Genomic DNA, 25,296 nt, shown 5'->3' with positions numbered 1-25,296 from the left:
CGTGACCAAATCCCGCATCAATGCGGCCGCCGCGATCAGCGTGATGGACCTGTTCACCATCGGCATCGGGCCGTCCAGTTCGCACACGGTCGGGCCGATGCGCGCCGCGCTGATGTTCATGGACTCGCTGCCCGCCATCCCGGCCCGCGTGCAATGCGAACTCTATGGATCGCTCGCCCTCACGGGCAGGGGCCACGCTACCGACATGGCGATCCTGCTCGGCCTGTCCGGCCAGCGTCCCGACAGCGTCGATCCCGACGCCATTGCCGACATCCTCGCCACCATCCGCAGCGAGCGCCGCATCCGTGCGGGCAGCGTGGAGGACCGCTTCGTTCCCTTCGAAGAAACGACCGACCTCCTCTTCCGCATGGGAGAGTTTCTGGAGGCGCATAGCAACGGCATGCGCTTTTCAGCCTGGTTAGACGGGCAGGAGGAGCCGCTGGTCCGCGATTATTATTCGGTCGGCGGCGGCGCGGTCCTGCCGGGCGCGGAGGCGATCGCCGCCGACGCGCCGCTCGGCCATAATGTCGTCCAGCCCTATCCCTTCTCCTCCGGCGCGGAAATGCTGGCGCTGGGGGAGAGTACCGGCCTCAGCATCGCCACGCTGGTCCTGCGCAACGAGGGGGCCTGGCGCGCGCCGCGGGAAACCGAAGCCTTCCTCGACAGCGTGATCGACGCGATGAGCGCATCCATCGATCGCGGCCTGAAGGAAGAGGGGTTGCTGCCCGGCGGGCTGAAGGTCCGGCGCCGCGCCCGCGCCATCCATAACCGGCTGGTGCTCCAGCAAAATGCCCTCGGCCCGGCGCAGATCTTCGAATGGGTCAGCCTCTTCGCGCTGGCGGTGAATGAGGAAAATGCCGCCGGCGGGCGCGTCGTCACCGCTCCGACCAACGGGGCGGCGGGCGTCATCCCCGCCGTATTGCATTATTATCGCCGCTTCGTCCCCGGCGCCGACCGGGAGGGGGAGCGCCGCTTCCTGTTGACCGCGGCGGCCATGGGCTTCCTCTACAAGAAGCGCGCCTCCATCTCAGCCGCCGAAATGGGCTGCCAGGGGGAGGTGGGCGTCGCCTGCTCCATGGCTGCCGCAGGTCTTGCCGCCGTGTTGGGCGGCACCAACCAGCAGGTCGAAAATGCCGCGGAGATCGGCATGGAGCATAATCTCGGCCTCACCTGCGATCCCATCGGCGGGCTGGTGCAGATCCCTTGTATCGAGCGCAACACCATGGGCGCCGTGAAGGCGATCAACGCGGCCTATCTCGCGCTCCAGGGCGATGGCCGCCACATCGTCAGCCTGGACGCGGTCATAGAAACCATGCGGCAGACCGGCGAGGACATGGCGAGCCGCTACAAGGAAACGAGCCTTGGCGGACTGGCCGTCAATGTCGTGGAATGTTGATCAACTCACCGCCTGCACGCCTCAGCTACGCGGCGAACCGAGCTGGTTTTGTGGCATAAAGGACACAAATTCAGTTGTTTATCTGAGGTTCATGCAACCTCCAGGGACTTCCATGACTTCACCGTCTCCCCGGCTGACAGGGGATTGAGAAGATAAAGTGGAGTACCCGAATATGCGTAAGATCCTGGCCGCAACCCTCCTGACCGGCGCAGCGGTCGCAAGCCCCGCTCTGGCGCAGGACGTCAATCCTACCTTCACCGGCCCGCGCGTCGAGGCGATACTGGGCTACGACCATACTGGCGCCGGCAGCAGCGTGGACAATGACAATGGCCGCGACGACCAGTCGATCGACGGCCTGCTCTACGGCGTGGGCGCCGGCTATGACGTGAACCTTGGCAGCGCGGTGGTCGGCGTCGAGGGCGAATATACCGACTCCACCTCGAAGAGCGGCCGATCGGACCCCACCGACCAGTTCGGCTTCGGCCGCGTCAAGCAGGGCCGCGACCTCTATATCGGTGCGCGGGCGGGCATATTGGCCAGCCCGAACACGCTGGTCTATGTGAAGGGCGGCTACACCAACACGAAGCTGGACGTGCTGGCCGGCAACACCAATGTCGAAACCGACACCAATTTCAAGCTGGACGGCTGGCGCATCGGTGCGGGCGTGGAGCGCGCCATCAACGCCAATACCTTCGCCAAGCTCGAATATCGCTATTCCAAATATGAGGATGCGCATATCGACTTCGCCAACGGCACGACGACGGACGAATTCGGCATCGACACCGACCGGCACCAGATCGTCGCGAGCCTGGGCTGGCGCTTCTGACGGGAGGGAGGGGCCGGTCGTTCCGGCCCCTTCGCCCCAAGGCATGCCGCGCCGTCCTGTCGCCCTGCCTTCGAACCTGCTATGACGCTGCCCGTGCACAACGCCATTCCCCATCTTTATCCCGTCGGCATAGAGCCGGACGACATCGACTTCATGGGTCATGTCAACAATGCGAGCTATCTGAAATGGGTTCAGGCGGCCGTACTCGACCATTGGCGGGCGCTCGCTCCCACCGAGGCGGTTGCCCAGCATCTATGGGTCGCGCTCAAGCATGAGATCACCTATCGCAAGCCGACCTTCCTCAACGACGACGTCATCGCGACCGTCCTGCTGGAAAAGGTGCAGGGCGCGCGCGCCTTCTACGAAACGGTGATCCGCCCTGGCGAGGAAGTGCTGGCGGAGGTGAAGTCGAGCTGGTGCTGCCTCGACGCCTCCACGCTGCGTCCGGCGCGCCTGGCGCGGGAGGTGATCCAGCATTTCTTCGCGCCGGACGGAACGTGACGTTTCGACCCTGAACGGGCCGCCTAAAGCGTCGCCTCTATCTCCCGCGCTGCAATATCCGGCTTTTCCGCCAGGCTGATCGGCCGTCCGACCACCAGGATCGAGGCGCCCCGGTCCAGCGCCTCGCGCGGCGTCACCGCGCGCTTCTGGTCGCCCATCGCGCCGCCTGCCGGCCGCACGCCCGGAACCACGAAGAACCCGTCAGGCCACGCCTTCTTCGCCAGCGCGACCTCCTCGCCGGAGCAGACGATCCCGTCCAGCCCCGCGCTGCGCGCCAGATCGGCCAGTCGCGCCACCTGATCCTCGGCCTTGCCGCCCACGCCGATGTCGAGCAGGTCTCCATCGTCCAGGCTGGTCAGCACGGTCACGGCGACCACCCGGGTCTTGGCCCCTGCCGCCGCCTTCGCGTCCTCCAGCATGGCGCGCCCGCCGGCGGCATGGACGGTCAGGATCGCAGGCTCCAGCACATGCAGCGCCTGCACCGCCTTGGCGACCGTGTTGGGAATGTCGTGCAGCTTCAGATCGAGGAAGACCGGCAGCCCGAACTTCATCATCTCATGCACGCCATGATGGCCGTGGGCGCAGAAGAATTCGAGGCCCAGCTTCAGCCCGCCCACATGATGACGCACCTGCTGCGCAAGGTCCTGGGCCTTGCGCAGGTCGGGCGTATCGATGGCGACATAGATGGGGCTGGTCATGCTGGTCCTGTGGTGGAGAGGGTAGGGGTCGCGGCCTTGTTGTCCGCGACGGCGAGGGATGGAGGGGTGGAAGACGAGGGGGCGGCGGTCGCCGCGACGAGCGCGCGCTCGGTACTCTCCAGCTTGCGCTTCATGCGCCAGCGGGTTGCCCGCGCCATGATCCAGAAGGGCAGCGCACCCAGCAAATAGGCGCCGATCAGCAGGACCGGCAGTTTCGTTTCCATGACCAGGTCGCCCCAGAGATTCACTTCTACGCGCGTGTAATTGGCGACGCAGAATAGCGCGAGGGCGACGGCGATGACGACCCAGAAGGCAGTCCGCAGAAATTGCATCAACGCTCCTATAGCTGCTGAGCGGGCAGCTTAGGCGATTTTGTCGCGCTGCGGAAGCGCTTCGTCGGACGGAGGGAAGGCGATGCGAAGGGAAAGCGTCTTTTCCGCGCCTGGTTCGATGCTGTCCATGCCCCCCGGACGATTGACGGCATCGGGCATGTGGGTGACAGGTTCCAGGCAGAAATCCGGGGAAAGGGGCGGGCGATAGACATGGAACCATGACGCGCCCACGGCGCTGAGCACGACCCGCGTCCCATCCCCTCGCCGGACGGTGGCGCTGCCGTCCCAGCCGCCATAGGCATTGTCGATCAGGCTGTTTCCCCGCACCCGCGCGCCCGCCGACCAGTCGCCCAGCGCGTCCGCCGCCACCTGCCGCACGGGCAGCATGTCGGCTGTCGCAAGCCACAGCCGGTCCGCCCGGAACTGGAGCGACGTGTCTTCGTCCGCCTGGAAATAGGGGTGGAAGCCAAGGCCCGCCGGCATGGCCTCATCGCTGATGTTGCGCAGCGTCAGCCTCATTTCGATGGCATGGTCGGACAGGGTGAAATGCTGCTGCGCTTCATAGGCCCATGGCCAGCCGCCATCGCCGTCATATCGGTGCGTGAGGTGCGCGCTGTCCTGCGCCGCCGCCGCGACGCTCCATGCCGAGGTCCAGCCGATGCCGTGGAGGCTGTGCGGATGGTCCCCGAAGTTGAGCGGCATCCGCACGTCGCGCCCGGCGAAACGAAAGCGGCCATGGGCGATCCGGTTGGTATAGGGCACCAACGGGAAGCTCGCCATCTGCAACGGATCGCTGCTGTCGACCGGAGCGGTCCGCAATATGTCCGTCCCCGCGAAGCGAAGCGCCGCCAGCGATCCGCCGACGGCGGGGGCGAGCACGGCCTCCACCGCGCCCGCCTTCAGGGCGATCAGGCCGCTCAGCCGACCATGTCCTCAAGCTCGCGGCCTTTCGTCTCATGCACAAGGGCGCGAACGAAGAAGAAGGAGACGGCGGCGAAGAAGGCATAGCCGGTATAGGTGATCGCCAGGCCGGGCGAGACCGCCAGCGCCGGGAAGCTGACGGAGATCAGCGCATTGGCGATCCACTGCGCGAAGCCGGACACGGCAAGCCCCGATCCCCGGATCTGGTTCGGGAACATCTCGCCCAGCATCACCCACATGATCGGACCCCAGCTCATGTTGAAGAAGATCACGTAGAGATTGGCGGCCACCAGCGCGATCACGCCGTTATTGCCGGGCAGCGATACGGCGCCGTCGGCCGCCGTGACCGCCGTGGAGAAGGCATAGGCGACGGTCGCCAGCGTCACCGCCATGCCCGCCGATCCGATCAGCAGCAGCGGTTTGCGCCCGATCCGGTCGACCAGCGCGATGGTGGCAAGGCAGGCGCCGATCGACAGCACGCCCGACAGGATGTTGGTCTGGAGCGCATAATCCTCCGAAAAGCCGACCGCTTCCCACAGGGTAGCGCCATAATAGAAGACGACGTTGATGCCGACCAGCTGCTGGAATACGGCCAGGCCGATGCCGGTCCAGACGATGGGCCGGATCTTGCCGCTGGCCTTGTCGATCAGGTCGCTGAGCTTGGGCCGGTGATGATCGGCGGCCAGACTGTTGCGGATTTCGACCACCTTGCGCGATGCGGCTTCGGCGCCGAACAGGCGGGTGAGCACGGCCTGGGCGCGCTCCTCCTGCCCGCGCGCCACCAGATAGCGGGGGCTTTCCGGGATCACCAGCAGCGCCAGGAAGTAGATCGCGGCCGGAATGGCCTGGAGCCAGAACATCCAGCGCCAGGCGGGAAAGCCCAGCCACAGCTGCGCCGTCGATCCGCCGGCATAGCGCGCCAGCACGAAATTGGCGACGAACGCGCCGGTCAGGCCGGAGATGATCATCACCTGCTGTACGCTGGAGAGACGGCCGCGCACCGCCGCCGGAGTGACTTCGGAAATATAGACCGGGGAGATCACGCTCGCCGCGCCGACCCCCAGGCCGCCGACGATGCGCGCGACGATGAAGATGACGGACGATCCCGCCGCCCCCGCCAATATCGCGCTGACGAGGAACAGCGCAGCCGACAGCATCATCACCCCGCGCCGTCCGATCAGGTCGGCCATGCGCCCGGCCAGGAACGCGCCGATGGAGGAGCCCACCAGGATGGCGCCGACATTGACGCCGATGCCCAGCTTGCCGAGGTCGAAGGCGCTTTCCAGCCCCTTTTGCGTGCCGTTGATGACGCCGCTGTCATAACCGAACATGAACCCGCCGATGGTCGCCACGGCGACGATGGCGGCGATGAAGGCCATATTGACCTTATCGGCACTCCCTTCGGACATTCCTGCTCCTCCGATTTATATTCTAGATGGCTGCAATATAGGATGTTTGCCCGCGCGCGCCGGGATCGAAAGCGAAAAGATCACCGGCACAGGGCTGCGCGAGAAGCTGGTCCCTCGTCAAGCCCTTGCGTGCGGTGGTGGCATAGGCGGTCGACAGGTCCGGTCCGCCAAAGGCGATCTTGGTGACATTGGCGACGGGAAAGCGGACCTCCGCCATCAGCCCGCCCGCCGGATCGTACCGCCGCACGGCCCAGCCGGCGAACAGCCCGGTCCACAGGCAGCCTTCCGCATCGACGGTCGGTCCATCGGGATAGCCGGCGCCATCCTCGATCTCCGCGAACAGCGCCGTATCGTGCAGCGTGCCGTCCGCCGCGATCCGCGTCCGCCAGATCCGCCTGCCCAGCGTGTCGGTGTGATAGAGCAGCGTGCCGTCCGGCGAGACAGCAGGACCATTGGTGATCGAGACCGGAGGCAGACCGCTTTCAGTCAGCCGGCCCTGGTGCAGCCTGTAGAAGCGCCCGCTATCGGCCTCCTCCCCATCGTCCATCGATCCGAACCAGAGACCGCCCGCCGGATCGACCGTGGCGTCGTTCAACCGGTTGCCGGGCCGGTCGGCCTCCGGCGCGTGCAGCAGCGTGAAGCCGGCGGCATCGGGATCGAAGCGGTGCACGCCGGACTGGAGCCCGACGGCGAACGATCCGTCCTGCGCCGGAACGATCCAGCCGACCTGGCCCGGCGCGTCCCAACTGCGCGCGACGCCCAGATCGGGGTCGAAGCGGTGGATGCGCTTCTCCTTGATGTCGACGAACCAGAGCGCTGCATCCCGCGCCACCCAGACGGGCCCTTCGCCCAGGGTCGCGCCGACGCTGAGGACGCTTTCCGGAACCGGGGCCATAGCCTCAGCGCCAGCCCGCATCGATGAAATAATCATGCCCCGTGCACATGCGCGCGTCGTCGGACGCCAGGAACATGGCCAGCGCGGCCACGTCCGCCGGCATGATCCGCCCGTCCAGGCATTGCGCGGCGACGATCTCCGCCTCGCCTTCGGGCGTGTACCATTTCATCTGGCGCGGCGTCTTCACATTGCCGGGAATGATGGTGTTGACGCGGATATTGTCGCGCCCCAGATCGCGGGCCAGACTGCGCGTCAGCCCCTCGATCGCCGCCTTGGCGGTCTGGTACAGCACCAGATCGGGCAGGGCGAGGTGCCAGCTTATCGACCCGAAGTTCAGGATCACCCCGCCGCCCGCGCGCTTCATCGCCGGGGCCACCGCCTGCGCCGCGAAGAAGAGGTGGCGCAGGTTCACCGCCATGCGCTCGTCCCAATAGGCGGGCGTGACATCCTCGATGCCGTGGCGGTCGTCATTGGCCGCATTGTTGATCAATATGTCGACGCCGCCAAGCTGCGCTTCCACCGTGGCGATCATGGCCTGCACGGCTTCGATGTCCCTTAGGTCGCAGGGGTGGAAGACGGGCGCGAAATCCGCGTCCTTCAGCCGTTCCGCGACGGCCCGGCCTTCTTCCTGCGCAATGTCGCAAAAGGCGACCCTGGCTCCCTGCGCGGCAAAGGCTTCGACCAGCCCTTCACCGATTCCGCTGCCGCCGCCGCTGATGAAGACGCGCTTGCCCTTCAGGCTGGGATAGATGGCGCCGCTCATGCGAGCAGGCCCCGCTTGGCGAGATTGGCCATCAGCGCGGCAAGTCCGAATTTCCACGGCGCCGCCTGCTTCGACGTCACGACCCGGTTCACCAGCCGTCCCAGGCGCGGGGTGGAGATGGCGACGATGTCGCCCACCTTGTGGGTGAAGCCGCGTCCCGGTTCGTCGCGATCCTGGACGGGTGCGAACAGCGTGCCCAGGAACAGGGCCAGACCGTCGGGATATTGATGCTCGGAAAGCGTCTGACGCACCAGTTCCAGCGGATCGCGGCTGATCTGGTTCATGCTGCTGGTGCCTTCCAGCCTGTAGCCTTCCGGGCCGTCGATGGTGAGTTCGACCACAGCGTTGCGCACGTCATCGATGGTGAAATCATTGTCGAACAGCCGGACGAGCGGCCCCAGCGAACAGGATGCATTATTGTCCTTGGCCTTGCCCAGCAGCAGGGCGGAACGACCCTCCAGATCGCGCAGATTGACGTCGTTGCCCAACGTCGCGCCGACGGTCCGGCCGCCGGCATCGACGATCAGCACGATCTCCGGCTCCGGATTGTTCCAGTTGGAATCGGAACGGATGCCGATCTCCGCGCCCGCGCCCACCGTCGAGAGCACCGGCGCCTTGGTGAACACCTCCGCATCCGGGCCAATGGCGACCTCCAGATATTGCGACCAGAGCCCGTCTTCGATCAGCGCCTGCTTGAGCGCCGCCGCCTCGGCCGAACCCGGCACGACGGCGCGGATCGACCCGCCGACCCGCTCCTCAAGCCGCGCCCGGATTTCCGCCGCCGCGCCTGCTTCGCCGCGCGCCTGTTCCTCGATCACCCGTTCGATGGCGGAAAAGGCGAAGGTCACGCCGCAGGCCTTGACGCATTGCAGGTCGACCGGGCTCAGCAGCGGCAGGTTCAGCCTATTCAGCGCGCCCAGCGCTACACCATTGGCTGTCCTGGCGGCAGGCAGCATTTCGACCAGTTGCGCGACAGTGGGGGCGACGCGGCTCATGTCATAGGCGACGCCGCCTTCGACCAATATGGGGGTTGGGCCCTCCGCCGTTTCCATGCGGCCAAGGAACAGGCCAGACCGCCAGTCGGCGGGAAGGCAATCGAGCAAAGTGGAGACCCCCGGCATCATCGACTCCTAAGAACGTCCGTTATTGATAGCGCTACCACCACGACTGGCGGTCGAAGTCAAGGGTGCTGGGAGTCGTAGCCGCGGAACCGCCCCATCGCCCGCGCATTTCCTCCTGAAAAAGGAGGCAGCACGCTCATGGCCGCTCGCGCATATTGGCAGGGGCAGATTCGTCTGGCGCTGGTATCCATTCCGGTGGAGATCTATGCCGCCACCAAGTCCGGCGCGCAGATCGCCTTCCACCAGATACACCAGCCCAGCGGCAAGCGCGTCCGTTATGAAAAGACCGTTCCCGGCCTGGGCCCGGTCGATCCGGAGGACATCGTCAAGGGCTATGAGCTGTCCAAGGGCGACTATGTGCTGCTCCAGCCCGACGAGATCGACGCGGTGAAGCTGGAGAGCAAGAAGACGCTCGAACTCACCCAGTTCGTCGACGCCAGCGAGATCGATGTCCTCTATTATGAGCGGCCCTATTATGTCGTGCCCGCCGACGATCTGGCGGAGGAAGCCTTCATCGTCCTGCGGGAGGCGCTGCGGCGGACGAAGAAGGTCGGGCTGGGCCAGCTTGCCATGCGGGGCCGGGAATATATCGTCTCGCTGAAGCCTTGCGGCCGGGGCATGGTTCTGGAAACGCTGCGCTATGCCGATGAGGTGAACCGCGCCCAGAGCTATTTCCGCGACATAGAGGATGCGAAGCCCGATGCGGAGCTGCTCGACCTTGCCGAGACGCTGATCGAGAAGAAGACCGCGCCCTTCAAGCCCGACAGCTTCCACGACCGCTATGTGGACGCGCTGGAAAGGCTGATCGAAAAGAAGAAGAAGTCGAAGGGCCGCCGCGTCATAGAGGAGGAAGAGGAGGGCGCGGCTCCGCGCGGCAGCAATGTGATCGACCTGATGGCGGCGCTCAAGAAGTCGGTCGGTTCCGGCGCGGCTTCTTCCGCCGCGAAACCGGCGGCGAAGAAGGCGCCTGCCGCCAAGGCGCCCGCCAAGGCCACGACGCGAAAGACCCCCGCCAAGCCGGCCAGCCGAAAACGGGCCTGACCCATGGCCGATGCCGATCCGCTCAGCACCTATAACCGCAAGCGCGATTTCACCCGCACCCGCGAGCCGGCGGGCAAGCGCGGACGCAGCCACGGCAATGGCAACGGCTTCATCGTGCAGAAGCACGATGCGACCCGCCTGCATTACGACTTCCGCCTGGAAATGGATGGCGTGCTCAAGAGCTGGGCAGTGACGCGCGGCCCCAGCATCGATCCCGCGGACAAGCGGCTGGCCGTCCGCACGGAGGATCATCCGCTGTCCTATGCGACGTTCGAGGGGACCATTCCCAAGGGGGAATATGGCGGCGGCACCGTGATGCTCTGGGACGAGGGCACATGGGAACCCGTTCCGGGCAAGAGCGCGAGCGACATCGAAAAAGGGCATCTCCATTTCATCCTGCACGGGCAGCGGATGCGGGGCGAATGGCTGCTGATCCGACTGAAGCCGCGGGGCAGGGAAAAGGGAGAAAACTGGCTGCTGCGCAAGATCGAGGATGCCCATGCCGGCAGCGCGGACGAACTGACCGCGCGCGAGCTGACGAGCATCAGGAGCGGTCGCACCATGGCGGAAATCGCCGCCGGCACGCCGCCCATGTCGCTGAAGGGGAAGAGGGGAAAAGCCTTTGACGCGGCGATGGCGCAGGCCGACCGCGCCGTCCCGGCGAAAAGGCGCGCCAAGGCAGGGACGGGCCGCATGCCGGCCTTCCGGCCGCCGCAACTGGCGACGCTGGTCGATGCCGTGCCCACGGGCAATGGCTGGATGCACGAGATCAAATATGACGGGTATCGCTGTCTGGTTTCCGTATCGGGCGGGAAGGTCAAGATCTTTACGCGGTCGGGCCTCGACTGGACGGATCGGTTTGCGCCGTTGCCGGCGGAAATCGGGGCGATGAACCTGCCCGCCGCCCTGATCGATGGCGAAATCGTCGCCCCCGGCAGCGATGGGAATCCGGATTTCTCCACGCTTCAACAGGTGTTGAAGGGAGAGGGAAAGGCGGCGCTGCACCTGTTCGCCTTCGACCTGCTGCATCTGGACGGGCAGGATCTGACCGCCATGCCCAATATCGGCCGCAAGGAAAAGCTGGCCGGCCTGTTGGGGGAGGGTTCCGCCCATGTCCATGTCGGCGATCATGTCGTCGGCGCCGGGGAAAAGCTGTTCCACGCCATGTGCGGCGCCGGGCAGGAGGGGATTATTTCCAAGCGCGCCGACGCCGCCTATCGCGGCGCGCGCACGAAGAACTGGCTGAAGGTCAAATGCACCCGCCGTCAGGAATTCGTCATCGTCGGCTGGACTCCCAGCAGCGCCAGCGGCCGGTCCATCCGCAACCTGCTGCTTGGCCAACGGGAAGGGGATGGCCTGGTCTATGCGGGAAAGGTCGGCACGGGCTTCAACGCGGCCAACAGCGCCGGACTGATCGCCGCCCTGGGCAAGCGCGGGCGCAAGGCCGCCGCGCTCAGCGTGCCGCGCAGCGAAAGCAAAGGCGCCCAATGGGTCCGCCCCGATCTGGTCGCTGAAATCGCCTTTGCCGAATTCACGGCGGAGCATATCGTCCGCCATGCCAGCTTCCTTGGCCTGCGCGAGGACAAGGCAGCCGGCGACGTTCGACGCGAGGAAGCCATGCCGACGCCCGAAGCCCATAGCTCGATCCGGATCAGCAATCCCGACCGGCTGATCTTTCCGGAGGCGAAGATCACCAAGGGCGAGCTGGCCGATTATTACGCCCGCATGGGCGCGGCGATGCTGCCCTGGATCGTCCGCCGGCCGATCAGCCTGGTCCGCTGTCCGCAGGGCCGGGCGAAAAAATGCTTCTTCCAGAAGCATGACAGCGGCAGCTTCGGCGATCATGTCAAACATGTCCCGATCCGCGAGAAGGAAGGGAATGAGGAGGATTATCTCTATATCGAGGATAGCGAGGGATTGTTGGCCTGCGTCCAGATGGGCGCGATCGAATTTCATGGCTGGGGGTCCAGTGTCGCGGATGTGGAGCGGCCGGATCGCATGATCTTCGACCTCGATCCCGACGAGGGGCTGGACTTTGAGGATGTGAAGAAGGCCGCGCGGGACATCCGGCGGGCGCTGGAGGATCTGGGCCTCACCAGCTTCGCCATGCTGTCCGGCGGCAAGGGCATCCACGTCGTCGTGCCGCTGACGCCGCAGGCGCAATGGCCGGAGGTCAAGGATTTCGCGGACCGCTTCGCCCGCGCCCTCGCCACCCAGGAACCGGACCGCTTCACCGCGACGATGAGCAAGGCGAAGCGCAAGGGCCGCATCTTCATCGACTGGCTGCGCAACCAGCGCGGCGCGACGGCTGTGCTGCCCTATGTGGTGCGCGCCCGCGAGCCGGCTTCCGTCGCCGCCCCCGTCACCTGGGAAGAGCTGGACGGGATCGACAGCGCCGCGCACTTCACGGTGAAGGATGCCGCCGTCCTGCTGGACCGCGCCTCTTCGCGGGACCTGCGCGGCTGGGGCGAGGCGCATCAGCCGCTGCCGGCGCATTAGGGCGGCCTGCGTCATCCGACGGGGGCCGCACGCTCCGGATTTTTGCTGTCGCATCGGTGCGAAGGGAGAGTCGGTTCCCGCGTCCCACACGGCGCTTGGGCGGATTTTTGCCGCATTCGCCTTTTCTGCGCCTGTGCTTTGTTGCATATCGGGAATCACCATGACGAAGCCGACCGAAGAAGCGCCCGATAGCGCCGCCGCCGCCCCTGCCTCCACCGCCGAGACGTCCGACATGGCCTCCGCAGCGCGTAAATCGGCGGGCAAGGCGGTCTGGATGGGAACGGCCGTCGGCATAGGATCGGCCGCCATCGTCGCGGCGCTGCTCTACGCGAACAAGAAACGGGGCTGAAGCTCCCTCCGGCAAAGCGGAAAAAAAGGAGGCGGCATGGCCTTCGCTCCATGCCGCCTCATGATGCGACCCTTCCAGGGCTCTGTCCCCGCTCGGACGGGGAATTATCCTATGCCGCGCTGCCGCTCAGATAGGCGATCAGTTCCGGCTTGCTGACCGACATGCTCTTGTCCGCGTCGGCGGTGACGAAGGCGCCGTCGGCCCAGGCGGTCACTTCGGCGGGCGGAAGGGACTGGCCCGTCGCCTTCAGCTCCTGATCCTTGAGCGCCACCATCCAGCGCGAAAATTCCGCCTTGTCGAGCTGCCCGTCATGATTCTGGTCATAGGCCGGAAATTCCGTATCGACGATGGATGCGACCGCATCGCCCGGCGTCGCGGGCTGGGCCTCATTCCCCTGCGGCGAGGCCGGAGCGGCTTCCTGCGGCGCGGCTGCCCCCGCCTGCGCAAGGGCGGGCGTTGCGGCCAGGAGGGCGCCCGTCAGAAGAAATGCGCGGATCATCATCTGCTCCAGAACCGATCGTCCGTATTTCACATGGAGTAATAGCCAGATAAAACATGTGGTTCCTGACTTTTTGTTCATGCCGCTCCACTCATCTTCCGATTCGCGTCGTTTCGCCGCCCGATCCTGCCATTAATGGGATGAAGTACGGGAAAGCGGTGCTTCCTGCCCTGTCCTTGCGGTCGATTTGCCCCGGAAAGGCGGTGCTGCTAGGCGGCGCAGCGACATTCAACTCATGCACGCAGGATTCGCCCGATGGTCCCCCGTTACGCCCGCCCGCAAATGACCGCCCTTTGGGAGCCGGAAGCCCGCTTCAAAATCTGGTTCGAGATTGAGGCGCATGCGACCGAAAAGCTGGGCGAACTGGGCGTCGTGCCGGCATCCGCGGCCAAGGCGCTCTGGGACTGGTGGGCGACCAACCCCGCGATCGACGTGCCGGCCATCGACGCGATCGAGGCCGTGACCAAGCATGACGTCATCGCCTTCCTGACCTGGGTTGCGGAGCAGGTGGGCGACGAAGCCCGCTTCATGCACCAGGGCATGACGTCCAGCGATGTGCTCGATACCTGCCTGGCCGTGCAGTTGAGCCGCGCCGCCGACCTGTTGATCGAGGATCTCGACAAGCTGCTGGAGGTCATCAAGCGCCGGGCCTATGAGCATAAGCTGACCCCGACCATCGGCCGCAGCCATGGCATCCATGCGGAGCCGGTGACCTTCGGCCTTAAAATGGCAGAGGCCTATGCGGAGTTCAGCCGCTGCAAGGCGCGCCTGATCGCCGCCCGTGCCGAAGTCGCGACCTGCGCCATTTCCGGCGCGGTCGGCACCTTCGCCAATATCGACCCCCGCGTCGAGGAACATGTCGCGGAAAAGCTGGGCCTTGCCATCGAGCCGGTGTCGACGCAGGTCATCCCGCGCGACCGCCATGCGATGTTCTTCGCCACGCTGGGCGTGATCGCCTCCTCCATCGAGCGGCTCGCCGTCGAGGTCCGCCACCTTCAGCGCACCGAGGTGCTGGAGGCGGAGGAATATTTCTCGCCCGGCCAGAAGGGCAGTTCCGCCATGCCGCACAAGCGCAATCCGGTGCTGACCGAGAATTTGACCGGCCTTGCCCGCATGGTGCGCAGCTATGCCTTGCCGGCGATGGAGAATGTGGCGCTATGGCATGAGCGCGACATTTCGCACTCGTCGGTCGAGCGCTATATCGGTCCCGACGCCACCATCACGCTCGACTTCGCGCTGGGCCGGCTGACGGGCGTCATCGACAAGCTGCTCGTCTACCCTGAGCGGATGATGAAGAATCTCGACAAGATGGGCGGCCTGGTCCACTCGCAGCGGGTGCTGCTGGCGCTGACGCAGGCGGGCGTCTCGCGGGAGGACAGCTACCGCTATGTCCAGCGCAACGCGATGAAGGTCTGGGAATCGGACGGCCAGCTATCGCTGATGGAATTGCTGAAGGCCGACCCCGACGTCGCGGCCGCCCTCACGGCGGAGCAGATCGAAGAGAAGTTCAACCTCGACTATCACTTCCGCCAGGTCGACACGATCTTCCGCCGGGTATTCGGGGAATAGGATCGAACAGGCCCGGCAAGCCGTGCCGGGCCTGCCGGTTCCGTGATCCTGTGAAAGCAGGAGCACGGTGCAGCCCTGGTGGATCGCTGCCGCGCTAGAACCCGGCCCTCATGACGGAAAAGCCGTCAATGCGGAACGGCGTCCGACTGCCGCCGGATCAGCTCATAATCGAGCAGCAGATGCGAAGGCTTTTCCCCCGACTTGCCCTTGCGCGCCTTGATCTGCCGCACCAGCAATTCGACGGCGGCACGTGACATGGCGCTGATCGGCTGGCGGATCGTCGTCAGTTCAGGCCAGATCGTGGTCGCCAGCGACGTATCGTCGAAGCCGCAGACGGTCAGGTCGCCCGGCACGTCCAGTCCGCTGCGATGGGCGATGGCGACGGCCGCCGCCGCCATGTCGTCATTGCTGGCGAATATCGCGGTCGGCGGCTCGGGCAGCGCCAGAATGCGTTCCGCCGCATCCAGTCCGGAGCGATAGGTGAAATAACCCTGCTCGACCAGCGTCTCGTCCGGCTCGATACCCGCCTCCGCCAGCGCATCGCCATAGCCTTCGAACCGGCGTTGGCTGGCGCTCTGGTTCGGGTGGCCCTTGATGAAGCCGATGCGGCGGTGGCCCAGCGCGATCAGATGGCGCGTCATCGCCAGCGCCGCGGCATGGTCGTCGATGCTGACGGCCGACATGTCTGCGGGCGCTTCCCCGGTGGCGACCGCGACCGCGACGATGTCCGCCGCCTTCAGCGCATCCTTCATGGCCTGATGATCGCACAATGGGGGCGGAAGGATGACTCCGTTGATCCGGCCGCGCAACAGATGGTCGACCACCGTGTCGATGGCGGTTTCCTCATCCCATTTCTCCACCACCAGATCGACCCCGCTGCGGCTCGCCTGGTCCAGGCTGCCGACCAGGAATTCGCTCAGATAGGAGGCCGACGGGTTGCTGTAGAGCAGGCCGATACGGGTTTCGTCCCCGCCCGCCAGACTGCGCGCGGCGGCGCTGGGCGAATAGTTGAGCGCGGCGATGGCCGCTTCCACCTTTTCCTTGGTGGCGCTTCTCACGATCTGTTCGCCGTTGATGACGCGGGACACCGTCATGGGCGACACACCCGCATGTTTCGCAACATCATTGATGGTAGGGGCGTTGCGCTGCCGCCTAGAGCTTCTCGGTTCCATGGGCGTAATGGTAACGGGAAGCTCGCCCGATACTAAGCAAAATCCTCCAACCCGCTTCCGGACCGGTCAGGCGCGGCCCCTGTTCCGGGGATGGCCGCCCGCATCCAGCACGGTTTCCATCGCGACATAGGTGGAGGTGCTGGCGACATGGGGCAGGCTGGAGATCTTCTCGCCCAGCACGGCGCGGTAACGGCGGATGTCGGCGGTCCTCACCTTCAGCAGATAATCGAAGCTGCTGGCGATCATATGGCATTCCTCGACCTCGGGAATGCGGCGGACGGCGGCATTGAACTCATCCAGCGCCTTTTCGCGCGTGTCGGACAGCTTCACCTCCGCAAAGGCGACATGGTCCATGCCCAGCTTCGCGGGATCGACGATGGCGCGAAACCCGCGGATCACCCCGGTGTCGATGAGGCGACGCAGGCGAACCTGACAGGGCGTCTTGGACAGGCCCACCGTCTGGGCAAGATCGGTGACTGTCATGCGGCCATCCTCGACCAGGGCGGCGACGATCTTCCGATCGAACTCGTCCATTTCGATCGTCGTCGGCTGATTTTTCATGGATTGCGCCGTGGGAGCAGGTTGTCGCGAAAAGCCACGCATTTTCCGACAAGGATGATGGTCGGGGAGAGAGGATTCGAACCTCCGGCCCCTGCCTCCCGAAGACAGTGCTCTACCAGGCTGAGCTACTCCCCGACCGATAGCGGGTCCGTTTCGAGGCGATCCCGCTGGGCAGGCCGCAGCCTATAGAGGCGGCTTTTCCGGCTGGCAAGCGGCCGATGCGGTTTTTTTTGGGCAGCCTATAAAAGCCCCGCCTGGCGGAAGCTGAAACGGCCTTTTCCGGTGTGGATCACATGGTCCGCCAGCGCGATCTCGATCGGCCGCAGGCGTTTCGACAGGGTCCGGGTCAGCCGGATGTCGGCCCAGCGGGGAAGGGGGCTGCCCGGCCGTTGCTGTTCGATCGCCAGCCAATGGCTTTCCCATCGCAGCAGCGCGCCCACGGTGCAGTGCCAGTCCTGATCGGCGCGCAGCCGGTGGAGTGGGCGCCATTCCTCGTCCAGGACGAGGAGGTTTAGGGAAACGCATTCACACATGCGCGGCAGAATGGGCTTGCGCCGCGTGAGCGGTAGGGGAAGGCTGATCCCTTTCCGACCGGATGGCGGACAATTTGATCCGTTTCGCAGCATTTGGCGTCGGCGGGCCGCTTCGCTACAGGAGGGGACATTCGCCAGAATCATGAAAGTGTCCGCATGGCATCCTTCCCGCCCCATTATGAGCAGCAATATCTGGACTTGATGCGGCAGATCTGGCGGCATGGGGATGAGCGGATCGACCGGACGGGCGTGGGCACGCGGTCGATATTGGGCGCGACGATGCGCTTCTCCCTGGCCGACGATGCGGTGCCGCTGCTCACCACCAAGCGGGTCTACTGGAAAGTCGCGGCGCGGGAGATGCTCTGGTTCCTGACCGGCGACACCAACATTCGCGAACTGGTGCGGCAGGGCGTGCATATCTGGACCGACTGGCCGCTCGACAGCTATCGCCGGGCCACGGGCGAGGAGATCGACCGCGATGCGTTCGAGGCGCGGATCGTCGAGGATGAGGCCTTCGCGGCGCGTTGGGGCGATCTGGGGCCGGTCTATGGCGCGCAATGGGTGAATTGGCCGCGCTATGAGGAGGTCGGGGACGGGCTCTACCGCCGGGCCGCGCAGGGACATAACCAGATTGCCGATCTGGTCGAGGCGATCCGGACCAGTCCCGGATCGCGGCGTTTGCTGTTCACTGGCTGGAACGTGGCGGAAGTATCGCGCATGGCGCTGCCGCCCTGCCATATGACCTATCAGTTCCAGGTGGCGAACGGGCGCCTGAACGGGCTGCTGTTCCAGCGGAGCTGCGATCTGGGGCTGGGATTCGCCTTCAATATCTTCGGCCTGTCGATGATCACCCGGATGCTGGCGCAGCAATGCGATCTGGAGGCAGGCGAGATCGTCTGGCAGGGCGGGGACGTGCATCTCTACCTCAACCATGCCGCGCTGGTGGAGGAGCAGATCGAGCGAATTCCAGCGGGCAGCCCCAAATTGCGGATCAACCGTCGGCCTTCGAGCATTTTCGACTATCGGATCGAGGATTTCGAAGTGGTCGATTATGCGCCGCAAAGGCATATCGCCGCCCCCGTCGCCGTCTAGCGGAGGACGAGGCGCGGCCAAATGGGTCAGTAAGGCTTGCCTTTGCGGGTGTTGTAATATAATAATTGCACTGAGCAATATTATTGCAATGCACAAAAGGAGGCAGGATGAGCGACCGGATCGATTCGGACGCCGGAATGGAAGGGGCGGGGCGTAATCTGCCGCCGCTTCGGCTGCATGTGCCGGAGCCGAAATTCAGGCCGGGCGACACCGCCGATTTCAGCGATTTCGACATTCCGCCCGCGGGTGCGCAGCCAAGGCCGGACGAGACCGCGCAGCCGGGCGACATGCGCGACCTTGCCTATGGACTGGTCCGGGTGCTGGACGAGGAAGGGGCGGCGGTCGGCCCCTGGGATCCGAAGCTGCCGCCCGAAACGCTGCTGAAGATGCTGCGGGCCATGGCGCTGACCCGGGCGTTCGACGCGCGCATGTTCCGCGCGCAGCGGCAGGGCAAGACCAGCTTCTACATGAAGTCGACGGGTGAGGAAGCCGTGTCGATCGGCGCCGCGGCTGCGCTGGCCAGCGACGACATGTGCTTCCCCAGCTATCGCCAGCAGGGCATATTGATCGCGCGTGGCTGGCCCATCGTCGACATGATGAACCAGATCTATTCGAACAAGGGCGACAGGCTGAAGGGGCGCCAGCTTCCCATCATGTATTCGGCGCGGGAGGCGGGGTTCTTCTCCATTTCCGGCAACCTCACGACCCAATATCCGCAGGCGGTGGGCTGGGCCATGGCCAGCGCGGCGCGGGGCGACACGCGGATCGCGGCGACCTGGTGCGGGGAAGGGTCCACGGCGGAGGGCGACTTCCATTCCGCCTGCACCTTTGCCAGCGTCTATCGCGCGCCTGTGATCATGAATGTCGTGAACAACCAGTGGGCGATCAGCAGCTTTTCGGGCTTTGCGGGCGCCGAAGCGACGACCTTCGCGGCGCGGGCCATCGGCTATGGCATTGCCGGCCTCAGGGTCGACGGCAACGATGCGCTGGCGGTCTATGCTGCGACGCGCTGGGCCGCCGACAGGGCACGGGCCAATGCGGGCCCGACCCTGATCGAACATTTCACCTATCGCGTCGAGGGGCACAGCACGTCGGACGATCCCAGCGCCTATCGTTCCGCCGACGAGGCGAGCCACTGGCCGCTGGGCGACCCCATCGCACGGCTGCGGAAACATTGCATCGCGCTCGGCATCTGGGACGAGGAGCAGCATGCGGCGATGGACAGGGAACTGGCCGAAACGGTCCGCGACGCGGCGCGGGAGGCAGAGAAGAACGGCATCCTCGGCCACGGCCTGCACCACCCGATGGAATCGATGTTCGAGGATGTGTTCGAGGAAATGCCCTGGCACCTGCGCGAGCAGCAGCAGCAGATGCTCGACGAATGGAAGGCAGCCGGCCTGTGAGCGACATGATGAGCGAAGCGGTTACGGAAACCCACGGTGATACGGTCCAGATGAACATGATCCAGGCGATCAACAGCGCTCTGGACGTGATGATGGAGCGCGACCCCGACGTGGTCGTGATGGGCGAGGATGTCGGCTATTTCGGCGGCGTCTTCCGCGCAACGGCGGGCTTGCAGCAGAAATATGGCAAGAATCGCGTGTTCGATACGCCGATCACCGAATGCGGCATTATCGGCGTCGCGGTGGGCATGGGCGCCTATGGCCTGAGGCCAGTGCCGGAGATCCAGTTTGCCGACTATATCTATCCCGCGCTGGACCAGCTTGTGTCGGAAGCGGCGCGGCTCCGCTACCGCTCGGCGGGGGAGTTCATCTCGCCCATGACGGTGCGCTCGCCCTTTGGCGGCGGCATATTCGGCGGGCAGACGCACAGCCAGTCGCCCGAAGGCATCTTCACCCATGTGTCGGGCGTGAAGACGGTGATCCCGTCGACGCCCTATGACGCCAAGGGCCTGTTGATCGCGGCCATAGAGGATAACGATCCCACGATCTTCTTCGAACCCAAACGCATCTACAACGGGCCGTTCAACGGGCATTACGACGCGCCGGCCAAGAGCTGGGCGGGACATGCGCAGGCGCAGGTGCCGACGGGCTATTATCGCATAAGCCTGGGCGAGGCGCGGGTGGCGCGGGCGGGCGAGGCGCTGACCATAATCTGCTATGGCACGATGGTTCATGTGGTCGAGAATATGGTTGCCGAAATGGGCGTGGATGCTGAAATCCTCGACCTGCGCACGCTGGTGCCGCTGGACATCCAGGCGATCGAGCGGTCGGTGCGGAAAACCGGGCGTTGCCTGATCGTGCATGAAGCCACGCGGACAAGCGGCTTTGGCGCGGAATTGATGGCGCAGGTGCAGGAGCGGTGCTTCTACCACCTCGAAGCGCCGATCGAGCGCGTCACCGGCTTCGACACGCCTTATCCGCACAGTCTGGAATGGGCCTATTTCCCCGGCCCGGTGCGAATTCGCGAGGCCATCAACAAGATTTTGAAGGATTGAGGGGCTGTCATGGCGCTTTTTACGTTCAGGTTGCCGGACATCGGTGAAGGCATTGCGGAAGCGGAGATCGTCGGCTGGCATGTGAAGGTCGGCGACCGGGTCGAGGAAGACCAGCCGATCGCCGACATGATGACCGACAAGGCGACGGTGGAAATGGAATCGCCGGTTGCCGGCACGGTGGTCCGGCTGGCCGGGGAGCCGGGACAGCAGATCGCCATCGGTTCCATGCTGGTGGAGATCGAGACGGAAGGAGAGGGCGAAGCCTCTGCTCCCAACGTCGAGGCAGCTCCGCCGCCCGCGATCACGGCGCCCCTGCCTGAAGCGGCGGGGGAGGGCGGCGAGCGGGGCGATCCTGCCCCAGCCGTTGCTGAGGAAAGGCCGGCCGCGCCCATGCCCTCCGCTAACGTCTCCCAGCAGGGGAGGACGGCTGCGAAGGCCGATGTGCTGGCTTCGCCCGCCGTTCGGGCCCGCGCCAGGGAACTGGGCATCGACCTTTCCCAGGTGAAGCCGGGCGGCGATCATATCCGCCATTCCGATCTCGACGCCTTTCTCCTTTACGGATCGGGGCAGGGCTATCGGCCGGCCGGGCGCTCAGGAAGGCGCGCCGACGAGGAGGTCAAGGTCATCGGCCTGCGCCGCCGCATCGCGGAGAACATGGCCGCCTCCAAACGCGCCATCCCGCATTTCTCCTATGTCGAGGAGATCGACGTCACTGCGCTGGAGGAAACCCGCGAGCAACTGAATGCCCATCGCGGCGACAAGCCGAAGCTCACTCTGCTGCCGCTGCTGATCGTGGCGATCTGCCGTGCTCTGCCCGAATTTCCCATGCTGAACGCGCGCTATGACGATGAGGCGGGCGTGGTGACGCGCTATGGCGCCGTGCATATGGGGATTGCGACCCAGACCGACGCTGGACTGATGGTGCCGGTGATCCGCGATGCGCAGGACCGCAATGTCTGGCAGCTCGCGGCGGAGATAAAAAGGCTGGCCGACGCGGCCCGCACGGGCAAGGCGAAGTCGGAGGAACTGTCCGGCTCGACGCTGACCCTCACCTCGCTGGGGCCGCTGGGCGGGGTGGCGACGACGCCGGTCATCAACCGGCCGGAAGTGGCGATCATCGGACCGAATCGCATTATCGAGCGGCCGGTCTTCCGGGGCCGTGAAGTGGTGCCTGCCAAGCTCATGAACCTGTCGATCAGTTGCGACCATCGGGTGGTCGACGGTTGGGACGCGGCGAGCTTCGTCCAGGCGGTGCGGAAGTTGCTGGAAACGCCTGTCCTGCTGTTCGCGGATTAGGCTATTGGTGGTGGTGAGGGATGGCGGAACGCGGCCTTCTCCGGGCTGCCGGCCCCCTTATCGGCCGTTGTCCGCCAGCACGTCCACGCTGGTCGTGCCGTCGGCCGCTTGCGCGAACAGGAGCAGGAAGGCGCTGCCGTCATCCTTGCGCGAGCCGCCCAGTACATGGTCGCCGCCCATAACCTTGTGTTCGGCATCGAAACCCGCGCGGCGCGCCTGGGTATAGTAGAAGTCCATCACGCTCTGCCATGGGACAGGGGTCACGAATGTCGCCGCGCGCAGCGTGCATCCGTCCTTTTCCGCACCCGCCGCTTCCGTCAGCTGCGCGCCCGGATAGACGGTGAATGGTTCCGGCAGACGGCTGGCCCATTGCGCACCATGGATGAGCCGCTCGCGGCAGAAGGCGTTGCCGCCCGGCTTCTTCTGCTCGCTGGCGACGGCGGCGAGCGACGATTCGGATTCCTTGGCCTCCCCCTCGTCCGGCGCAGGCGTGGCGAGCAGCGTGCCGCCGGCGAGCTTGACGGATGCCGCCAGCGCAGCGGCGGCCTCGCCCTTCAGCGCAGGGAGTTTGGCGGTACGCTGCGGCTGGCCGGCGAGCTGCGGATCGACCACGATCTGATTGGCGAGCGCGTCCACCGCATTATTGGTGAGCTGGGCGTCGAGCGCGTTCAGATCATCCTCCTTCTTGCCGCAACCCGCCAGCGGCAGGGCGACAAGTATCGCCAGAACATAGAAAGACCGAACAGGCGGCATGGCTTCACTCCTTCGTAAACAGGGGATGAAGAGCAAAGGTTAATTTTCCGTTAGGGATATTGGTGAATCCGGAAATTCAATCCTGGGGCGGGCCAGTCTCTGCCAACTGGCCCGGCTGTCCGCCTTGCCCTGGGCCTGCCGACACGCCATTTGTGCAACCATGCTCAATATCCTGGCAGCTCTGATCGGCCTCGTCACCCTGATCCTGATGATCCCAGCGGTCTTTCCGCTGCTGGGGGCGCTCAACTGGCTGCTGGTGCCGGTCGCGCTGCTGGGCGCTTTTGTCGGCATGTTCTCGACCAAAAATGGCGGGCGCAATTTCTGTCTGGTCGTGGCGGCCTTCGGTGCGCTGCGGCTGTTCCTGGGCGGAGGCATCCTCTGAATTCCTCCCCGCCATCGGAACAGGCGGCTCGCCGCGGCCTCATCGCGGCGGTGGCCGCCTACTGCGCTTGGGGGCTGCTGCCGATCTATTTCAAGCTGCTGCATCATGTGAATGCAGTGGAGATCGTCAGCCAGCGCGTGCTCTGGTCGCTGCTGTTGATCCTGGCGCTATTGCTGATGCGGCGCAACCTTGTCGAGTTGGTTACGATATTGCGCGACCGGCGGCTTCTTTCGGCCCTCGCCGCATCGGCCGTCCTGATCGGCATGAACTGGCTGACCTATGTCTGGGCGGTGAACGCCGGGCATGTGCTCGCCGCCAGCCTGGGCTATTTCCTCAATCCGCTGGTCACCGTCGGGCTGGGCGTGCTGCTGCTCCACGAAAGACTGCGGCGAGGGCAGTTGGCGGCGGTGGGAATAGCCGCGGTCGGCGTCGCCATCATGGCGGCGACCGCCCTCACGACGCTTTGGATCAGCGTGGCGCTGGCGCTGACCTTCGCCTTTTACGCGCTGATCCGGAAATTGACGCCGGTGGCGCCGATGGTGGGGCTGGGTGTCGAGACATTGCTGTTGATGCCGCCGGCCATGGCCTATCTGTTCTGGCTGTCGGGGCATGGCGGCGTCGGCTTCGGGCAGGACATGCCGACCACCATCCTGCTGATTGCCGCCGGCGCGGTAACGACAGCGCCGCTGCTGCTGTTCGCGACCGCCGCCCACCGGCTGCCCATGGCGACGCTCGGCCTGCTGCAATATCTGGCGCCTTCCCTGCAGTTCCTGTGCGGCATATTGCTGTTCGGGGAAAAGCTGACGGCGGGCCAGATGGCGAGCTTTGCGCTGATCTGGCTCAGCCTCATCCTGTTCGCGGCGGACGGCCTGACCGCTGCCCGCCGCAATCGCCTGGCTACGGTTTAGGCGAACTCGGTCGCTTCGAACCGGACAGGCTCGCCCACCGCCTGGTTGGCCAGTGCGTCCTCCCACATCACGCGATGCCCGCGGATGATGGTGCCGATGGCCTTGCCCGTCAGTTCCATGCCCTCGAAGGGCGACCAGCCGCAGCGCGAAGCCAGCCAGTCGCTGCCGATGGTCCAGCGCTTCTTCAGGTCCACCACGGTGAAGTCGGCATCATAGCCCAGGGCGATGCGGCCCTTGCCCACCAGGCCGAAGACGCGCTGGGGACCGGAGGAGGTCAGTTCGATGAAGCGGCGCAGCGACAGCCGTCCCTCCGCCACATGGTTGAGCAGCAGCGGGACCAGCGTCTGGACGCCGGGCATGCCGCTGGGCGAGCCGGGATAGGGTTTCGCCTTCTCCTCGATCGTGTGGGGGGCATGGTCGCTGCCCAGCACGTCGGGCACGCCCTGGTTCAGCCAGTGCCACAGACCGTCGCGATGCGCGCCGGACCGGATCGGCGGGTTCATCTGCGCATAGGTGCCAAGGCGGGGATAGGCGTCCTCCGCCGCCAGGGTCAGATGCTGGGGCGTCACCTCGCAGGTCGCTATGTCCTTGTGACGGGCGATATATTCCAGTTCGGCGGGCGTCGTCACATGCAGGATATGGATGCGGCGGCGGGCCTTGCGGGCAAGGTCGATGATCCGCTTCGTCGCGATCATCGCGCTTTCATCGTCGCGCCAGACGGGGTGGGAGGACGGGTCGCCCTCCACGCGATGATCCTTGCGGGCGTTCATCCGCGCCTCATCCTCGGCATGGATGGCGACGCGGCGGGTGCCGCTGGCCAGCACGCGCGACAGGGCGTCGTCATCGTCGACCAGCAGGCTGCCGGTCGAGGCGCCCATGAAGATCTTGACCCCCGATGTGCCGGGAATCCGCTCCAGCTCCTTCAACCGCTCGGCATTGTCGGCGGTGGCGCCGACATAGAAGGCATGGTCGCACCACATGCGGTGATGGGCGCGCTTCAGCTTGTCGTGCACGCGATCGGCGGTGTCGGTATTGGGGTTGGTGTTCGGCATTTCGAACACGGCGGTGACGCCGCCCAGCACCGCGGCGCGGCTGCCCGATTCCAGGTCTTCCTTATGCTCCAGCCCCGGTTCGCGAAAATGGACCTGGCTGTCGATGCAGCCGGGCAGCACGTCCAGGCCGGTGCAGTCGATCGCCTCTCCCGCGTCGCCCAGCGCCGTGCCGATGGCGACGATCCTGCCGCCGCGCACGCCCACATCCACGCTTTCCGCCCCGCCGGGGGTGTGCACGGTGCCGTTCTTGAGGAGAAGGTCGAAAGTCAT

Annotated in this window: 26 protein-coding genes and 1 tRNA gene; 13 read left to right on the top strand and 14 right to left on the bottom strand. The window is 65.5% G+C overall.

Annotated elements, in window-relative coordinates; genetic code table 11:
- Window position 1: 1 nt before the first annotated feature.
- The 3 genes from EGM87_RS08445 to EGM87_RS08435 all read left to right on the top strand — a co-directional run bounded on the left by EGM87_RS08445 (window position 2) and on the right by EGM87_RS08435 (window position 2,723).
- Window positions 2-1,396, top strand: a complete 1,395-nt coding sequence (locus tag EGM87_RS08445) for an L-serine ammonia-lyase (RefSeq protein WP_044662572.1) — start codon at window positions 2-4, stop codon at window positions 1,394-1,396.
- 172 nt (window positions 1,397-1,568) lie between these two features.
- Entirely contained in the window at window positions 1,569-2,222 is a 654-nt protein-coding gene (locus EGM87_RS08440) for an outer membrane protein (protein WP_025548890.1), read from the top strand.
- 81 nt (window positions 2,223-2,303) lie between these two features.
- The gene (locus EGM87_RS08435; protein WP_443216141.1) at window positions 2,304-2,723 is read left to right on the top strand and encodes an acyl-CoA thioesterase; all 420 of its coding nucleotides are present in this window, start codon (window positions 2,304-2,306) and stop codon (window positions 2,721-2,723) included.
- 23 nt (window positions 2,724-2,746) lie between these two features.
- Here the strand turns inward: EGM87_RS08435 and pyrF are convergent, their stop codons facing one another.
- Genes pyrF through EGM87_RS08400 form a run of 7 tightly spaced genes read right to left on the bottom strand, consistent with a single transcriptional unit; the run spans window position 2,747 to window position 8,862 of the window.
- The gene (gene pyrF / locus EGM87_RS08430; RefSeq protein WP_044662571.1) at window positions 2,747-3,421 is read right to left on the bottom strand and encodes an orotidine-5'-phosphate decarboxylase; all 675 of its coding nucleotides are present in this window, start codon (window positions 3,419-3,421) and stop codon (window positions 2,747-2,749) included.
- Window positions 3,418-3,753: a lipopolysaccharide assembly protein LapA domain-containing protein gene (locus EGM87_RS08425; RefSeq protein WP_044662570.1), complete on the bottom strand. Its 336-nt coding sequence runs from the start codon at window positions 3,751-3,753 to the stop codon at window positions 3,418-3,420. Before EGM87_RS08425 ends, pyrF begins: the two co-directional genes overlap by 4 nt.
- A gap of 30 nt (window positions 3,754-3,783) precedes the next feature.
- A complete protein-coding gene (locus tag EGM87_RS08420) occupies window positions 3,784-4,656 on the bottom strand; it encodes an aldose 1-epimerase (protein ID WP_044662569.1) in 873 nt (290 codons plus the stop codon).
- Window positions 4,657-4,670: 14 nt separating this feature from the next.
- A complete protein-coding gene (locus EGM87_RS08415) occupies window positions 4,671-6,083 on the bottom strand; it encodes a sugar porter family MFS transporter (protein WP_025548897.1) in 1,413 nt (470 codons plus the stop codon).
- A 22-nt stretch (window positions 6,084-6,105) separates the two neighbouring features.
- Window positions 6,106-6,978 (bottom strand): SMP-30/gluconolactonase/LRE family protein, encoded by an 873-nt coding sequence (locus EGM87_RS08410; protein ID WP_044662568.1) that lies wholly within the window; start codon window positions 6,976-6,978, stop codon window positions 6,106-6,108.
- Between the two features lie 4 nt (window positions 6,979-6,982).
- Window positions 6,983-7,741: a D-xylose 1-dehydrogenase gene (gene xylB / locus EGM87_RS08405; protein ID WP_044662567.1), complete on the bottom strand. Its 759-nt coding sequence runs from the start codon at window positions 7,739-7,741 to the stop codon at window positions 6,983-6,985.
- A complete protein-coding gene (locus EGM87_RS08400; RefSeq protein WP_044663178.1) occupies window positions 7,738-8,862 on the bottom strand; it encodes a fumarylacetoacetate hydrolase family protein in 1,125 nt (374 codons plus the stop codon). Before EGM87_RS08400 ends, xylB begins: the two co-directional genes overlap by 4 nt.
- 138 nt (window positions 8,863-9,000) lie before the next feature.
- On the opposite strand from EGM87_RS08400, the gene ku reads away from it, so the two are divergent.
- The 3 genes from ku to EGM87_RS08385 all read left to right on the top strand — a co-directional run bounded on the left by ku (window position 9,001) and on the right by EGM87_RS08385 (window position 12,751).
- The gene (gene ku / locus EGM87_RS08395) at window positions 9,001-9,903 is read left to right on the top strand and encodes a non-homologous end joining protein Ku (RefSeq protein WP_025548903.1); all 903 of its coding nucleotides are present in this window, start codon (window positions 9,001-9,003) and stop codon (window positions 9,901-9,903) included.
- A gap of 3 nt (window positions 9,904-9,906) precedes the next feature.
- Window positions 9,907-12,402, top strand: a complete 2,496-nt coding sequence (ligD, locus tag EGM87_RS08390) for a DNA ligase D (protein WP_044662566.1) — start codon at window positions 9,907-9,909, stop codon at window positions 12,400-12,402.
- A 160-nt stretch (window positions 12,403-12,562) separates the two neighbouring features.
- A complete protein-coding gene (locus tag EGM87_RS08385) occupies window positions 12,563-12,751 on the top strand; it encodes a hypothetical protein (RefSeq protein ID WP_044662565.1) in 189 nt (62 codons plus the stop codon).
- A 109-nt stretch (window positions 12,752-12,860) separates the two neighbouring features.
- On the opposite strand, the gene EGM87_RS08380 is transcribed toward EGM87_RS08385, so the two are convergent.
- On the bottom strand, window positions 12,861-13,250 hold the full coding sequence (locus EGM87_RS08380) for an EF-hand domain-containing protein (RefSeq protein WP_044663177.1): 390 nt from the start codon (window positions 13,248-13,250) through the stop codon (window positions 12,861-12,863).
- A gap of 255 nt (window positions 13,251-13,505) precedes the next feature.
- On the opposite strand from EGM87_RS08380, the gene purB reads away from it, so the two are divergent.
- Window positions 13,506-14,819 carry an adenylosuccinate lyase gene (purB, locus tag EGM87_RS08375; protein WP_044662564.1) on the top strand — a complete coding sequence of 438 codons (1,314 nt, stop codon included), beginning with the start codon at window positions 13,506-13,508 and terminating at the stop codon, window positions 14,817-14,819.
- 125 nt (window positions 14,820-14,944) lie between these two features.
- Here the strand turns inward: purB and EGM87_RS08370 are convergent, their stop codons facing one another.
- The 4 genes from EGM87_RS08370 to EGM87_RS08355 all read right to left on the bottom strand — a co-directional run bounded on the left by EGM87_RS08370 (window position 14,945) and on the right by EGM87_RS08355 (window position 17,085).
- Window positions 14,945-15,991 (bottom strand): LacI family DNA-binding transcriptional regulator, encoded by a 1,047-nt coding sequence (locus EGM87_RS08370; RefSeq protein ID WP_025550940.1) that lies wholly within the window; start codon window positions 15,989-15,991, stop codon window positions 14,945-14,947.
- A gap of 66 nt (window positions 15,992-16,057) precedes the next feature.
- Window positions 16,058-16,552 carry an Lrp/AsnC family transcriptional regulator gene (locus EGM87_RS08365; RefSeq protein WP_025550938.1) on the bottom strand — a complete coding sequence of 165 codons (495 nt, stop codon included), beginning with the start codon at window positions 16,550-16,552 and terminating at the stop codon, window positions 16,058-16,060.
- Between the two features lie 58 nt (window positions 16,553-16,610).
- A tRNA-Pro gene (locus EGM87_RS08360) sits at window positions 16,611-16,687 on the bottom strand.
- A gap of 104 nt (window positions 16,688-16,791) precedes the next feature.
- Window positions 16,792-17,085, bottom strand: a complete 294-nt coding sequence (locus EGM87_RS08355) for a JAB domain-containing protein (protein WP_044662563.1) — start codon at window positions 17,083-17,085, stop codon at window positions 16,792-16,794.
- A gap of 156 nt (window positions 17,086-17,241) precedes the next feature.
- Here EGM87_RS08355 and thyA point away from each other — a divergent pair, with 156 nt between their 5' ends.
- The 4 genes from thyA to EGM87_RS08335 all read left to right on the top strand — a co-directional run bounded on the left by thyA (window position 17,242) and on the right by EGM87_RS08335 (window position 21,931).
- Window positions 17,242-18,177 (top strand): thymidylate synthase, encoded by a 936-nt coding sequence (thyA, locus tag EGM87_RS08350; protein WP_044662562.1) that lies wholly within the window; start codon window positions 17,242-17,244, stop codon window positions 18,175-18,177.
- A gap of 107 nt (window positions 18,178-18,284) precedes the next feature.
- Window positions 18,285-19,580: a 3-methyl-2-oxobutanoate dehydrogenase (2-methylpropanoyl-transferring) subunit alpha gene (locus EGM87_RS08345; protein ID WP_044662561.1), complete on the top strand. Its 1,296-nt coding sequence runs from the start codon at window positions 18,285-18,287 to the stop codon at window positions 19,578-19,580.
- Between the two features lie 50 nt (window positions 19,581-19,630).
- Window positions 19,631-20,635 carry an alpha-ketoacid dehydrogenase subunit beta gene (locus EGM87_RS08340; protein ID WP_025550931.1) on the top strand — a complete coding sequence of 335 codons (1,005 nt, stop codon included), beginning with the start codon at window positions 19,631-19,633 and terminating at the stop codon, window positions 20,633-20,635.
- A 9-nt stretch (window positions 20,636-20,644) separates the two neighbouring features.
- Window positions 20,645-21,931, top strand: a complete 1,287-nt coding sequence (locus EGM87_RS08335) for a dihydrolipoamide acetyltransferase family protein (protein ID WP_044662560.1) — start codon at window positions 20,645-20,647, stop codon at window positions 21,929-21,931.
- A gap of 57 nt (window positions 21,932-21,988) precedes the next feature.
- On the opposite strand, the gene EGM87_RS08330 is transcribed toward EGM87_RS08335, so the two are convergent.
- The gene (locus tag EGM87_RS08330) at window positions 21,989-22,684 is read right to left on the bottom strand and encodes a hypothetical protein (protein WP_044662559.1); all 696 of its coding nucleotides are present in this window, start codon (window positions 22,682-22,684) and stop codon (window positions 21,989-21,991) included.
- Between the two features lie 160 nt (window positions 22,685-22,844).
- Here EGM87_RS08330 and EGM87_RS08325 point away from each other — a divergent pair, with 160 nt between their 5' ends.
- Window positions 22,845-23,066, top strand: coding sequence for a hypothetical protein (locus EGM87_RS08325; RefSeq protein ID WP_044662558.1), 222 nt, complete (start codon window positions 22,845-22,847; stop codon window positions 23,064-23,066).
- Between the two features lie 41 nt (window positions 23,067-23,107).
- Window positions 23,108-23,974: an EamA family transporter RarD gene (gene rarD, locus EGM87_RS08320; RefSeq protein ID WP_076605722.1), complete on the top strand. Its 867-nt coding sequence runs from the start codon at window positions 23,108-23,110 to the stop codon at window positions 23,972-23,974.
- Here the strand turns inward: rarD and EGM87_RS08315 are convergent.
- Window positions 23,971-25,296 (bottom strand): dihydroorotase, encoded by a 1,326-nt coding sequence (locus tag EGM87_RS08315; RefSeq protein ID WP_044662557.1) that lies wholly within the window; start codon window positions 25,294-25,296, stop codon window positions 23,971-23,973. The genes rarD and EGM87_RS08315 overlap by 4 nt on opposite strands.

Source organism: Sphingobium sp. RSMS, assembly GCF_005406185.4.
Lineage (GTDB): Bacteria > Pseudomonadota > Alphaproteobacteria > Sphingomonadales > Sphingomonadaceae > Sphingobium > Sphingobium fuliginis.
The sequence above is the reverse complement of the archived record's forward strand: the minus strand, read 5'-3'. Positions and strand labels throughout refer to the sequence as shown.

Bases quoted from the DNA above. Each gene is read 5' to 3' on its own strand.
- EGM87_RS08425 (WP_044662570.1), bottom strand. From the start codon at position 3,753: ATGCAATTTCTGCGGACTGCCTTCTGGGTCGTCATCGCCGTCGCCCTC.
- EGM87_RS08400 (WP_044663178.1), bottom strand. From the start codon at position 8,862: ATGCCGGGGGTCTCCACTTTGCTCGATTGCCTTCCCGCCGACTGGCGG.
- EGM87_RS08340 (WP_025550931.1), top strand. From the start codon at position 19,631: ATGAACATGATCCAGGCGATCAACAGCGCTCTGGACGTGATGATGGAG.
- EGM87_RS08330 (WP_044662559.1), bottom strand. From the start codon at position 22,684: ATGCCGCCTGTTCGGTCTTTCTATGTTCTGGCGATACTTGTCGCCCTG.
- EGM87_RS08325 (WP_044662558.1), top strand. From the start codon at position 22,845: ATGCTCAATATCCTGGCAGCTCTGATCGGCCTCGTCACCCTGATCCTG.
- ligD (WP_044662566.1), top strand. From the start codon at position 9,907: ATGGCCGATGCCGATCCGCTCAGCACCTATAACCGCAAGCGCGATTTC.
- EGM87_RS08370 (WP_025550940.1), bottom strand. From the start codon at position 15,991: ATGGAACCGAGAAGCTCTAGGCGGCAGCGCAACGCCCCTACCATCAAT.
- EGM87_RS08380 (WP_044663177.1), bottom strand. From the start codon at position 13,250: ATGATCCGCGCATTTCTTCTGACGGGCGCCCTCCTGGCCGCAACGCCC.
- EGM87_RS08335 (WP_044662560.1), top strand. From the start codon at position 20,645: ATGGCGCTTTTTACGTTCAGGTTGCCGGACATCGGTGAAGGCATTGCG.
- EGM87_RS08315 (WP_044662557.1), bottom strand. From the start codon at position 25,296: ATGACTTTCGACCTTCTCCTCAAGAACGGCACCGTGCACACCCCCGGC.
- purB (WP_044662564.1), top strand. From the start codon at position 13,506: ATGGTCCCCCGTTACGCCCGCCCGCAAATGACCGCCCTTTGGGAGCCG.
- thyA (WP_044662562.1), top strand. From the start codon at position 17,242: ATGGCATCCTTCCCGCCCCATTATGAGCAGCAATATCTGGACTTGATG.
- EGM87_RS08385 (WP_044662565.1), top strand. From the start codon at position 12,563: ATGACGAAGCCGACCGAAGAAGCGCCCGATAGCGCCGCCGCCGCCCCT.
- EGM87_RS08435 (WP_443216141.1), top strand. From the start codon at position 2,304: ATGACGCTGCCCGTGCACAACGCCATTCCCCATCTTTATCCCGTCGGC.
- ku (WP_025548903.1), top strand. From the start codon at position 9,001: ATGGCCGCTCGCGCATATTGGCAGGGGCAGATTCGTCTGGCGCTGGTA.
- EGM87_RS08415 (WP_025548897.1), bottom strand. From the start codon at position 6,083: ATGTCCGAAGGGAGTGCCGATAAGGTCAATATGGCCTTCATCGCCGCC.
- EGM87_RS08355 (WP_044662563.1), bottom strand. From the start codon at position 17,085: ATGTGTGAATGCGTTTCCCTAAACCTCCTCGTCCTGGACGAGGAATGG.
- EGM87_RS08345 (WP_044662561.1), top strand. From the start codon at position 18,285: ATGAGCGACCGGATCGATTCGGACGCCGGAATGGAAGGGGCGGGGCGT.
- xylB (WP_044662567.1), bottom strand. From the start codon at position 7,741: ATGAGCGGCGCCATCTATCCCAGCCTGAAGGGCAAGCGCGTCTTCATC.
- EGM87_RS08440 (WP_025548890.1), top strand. From the start codon at position 1,569: ATGCGTAAGATCCTGGCCGCAACCCTCCTGACCGGCGCAGCGGTCGCA.
- pyrF (WP_044662571.1), bottom strand. From the start codon at position 3,421: ATGACCAGCCCCATCTATGTCGCCATCGATACGCCCGACCTGCGCAAG.
- EGM87_RS08365 (WP_025550938.1), bottom strand. From the start codon at position 16,552: ATGAAAAATCAGCCGACGACGATCGAAATGGACGAGTTCGATCGGAAG.
- EGM87_RS08410 (WP_044662568.1), bottom strand. From the start codon at position 6,978: ATGGCCCCGGTTCCGGAAAGCGTCCTCAGCGTCGGCGCGACCCTGGGC.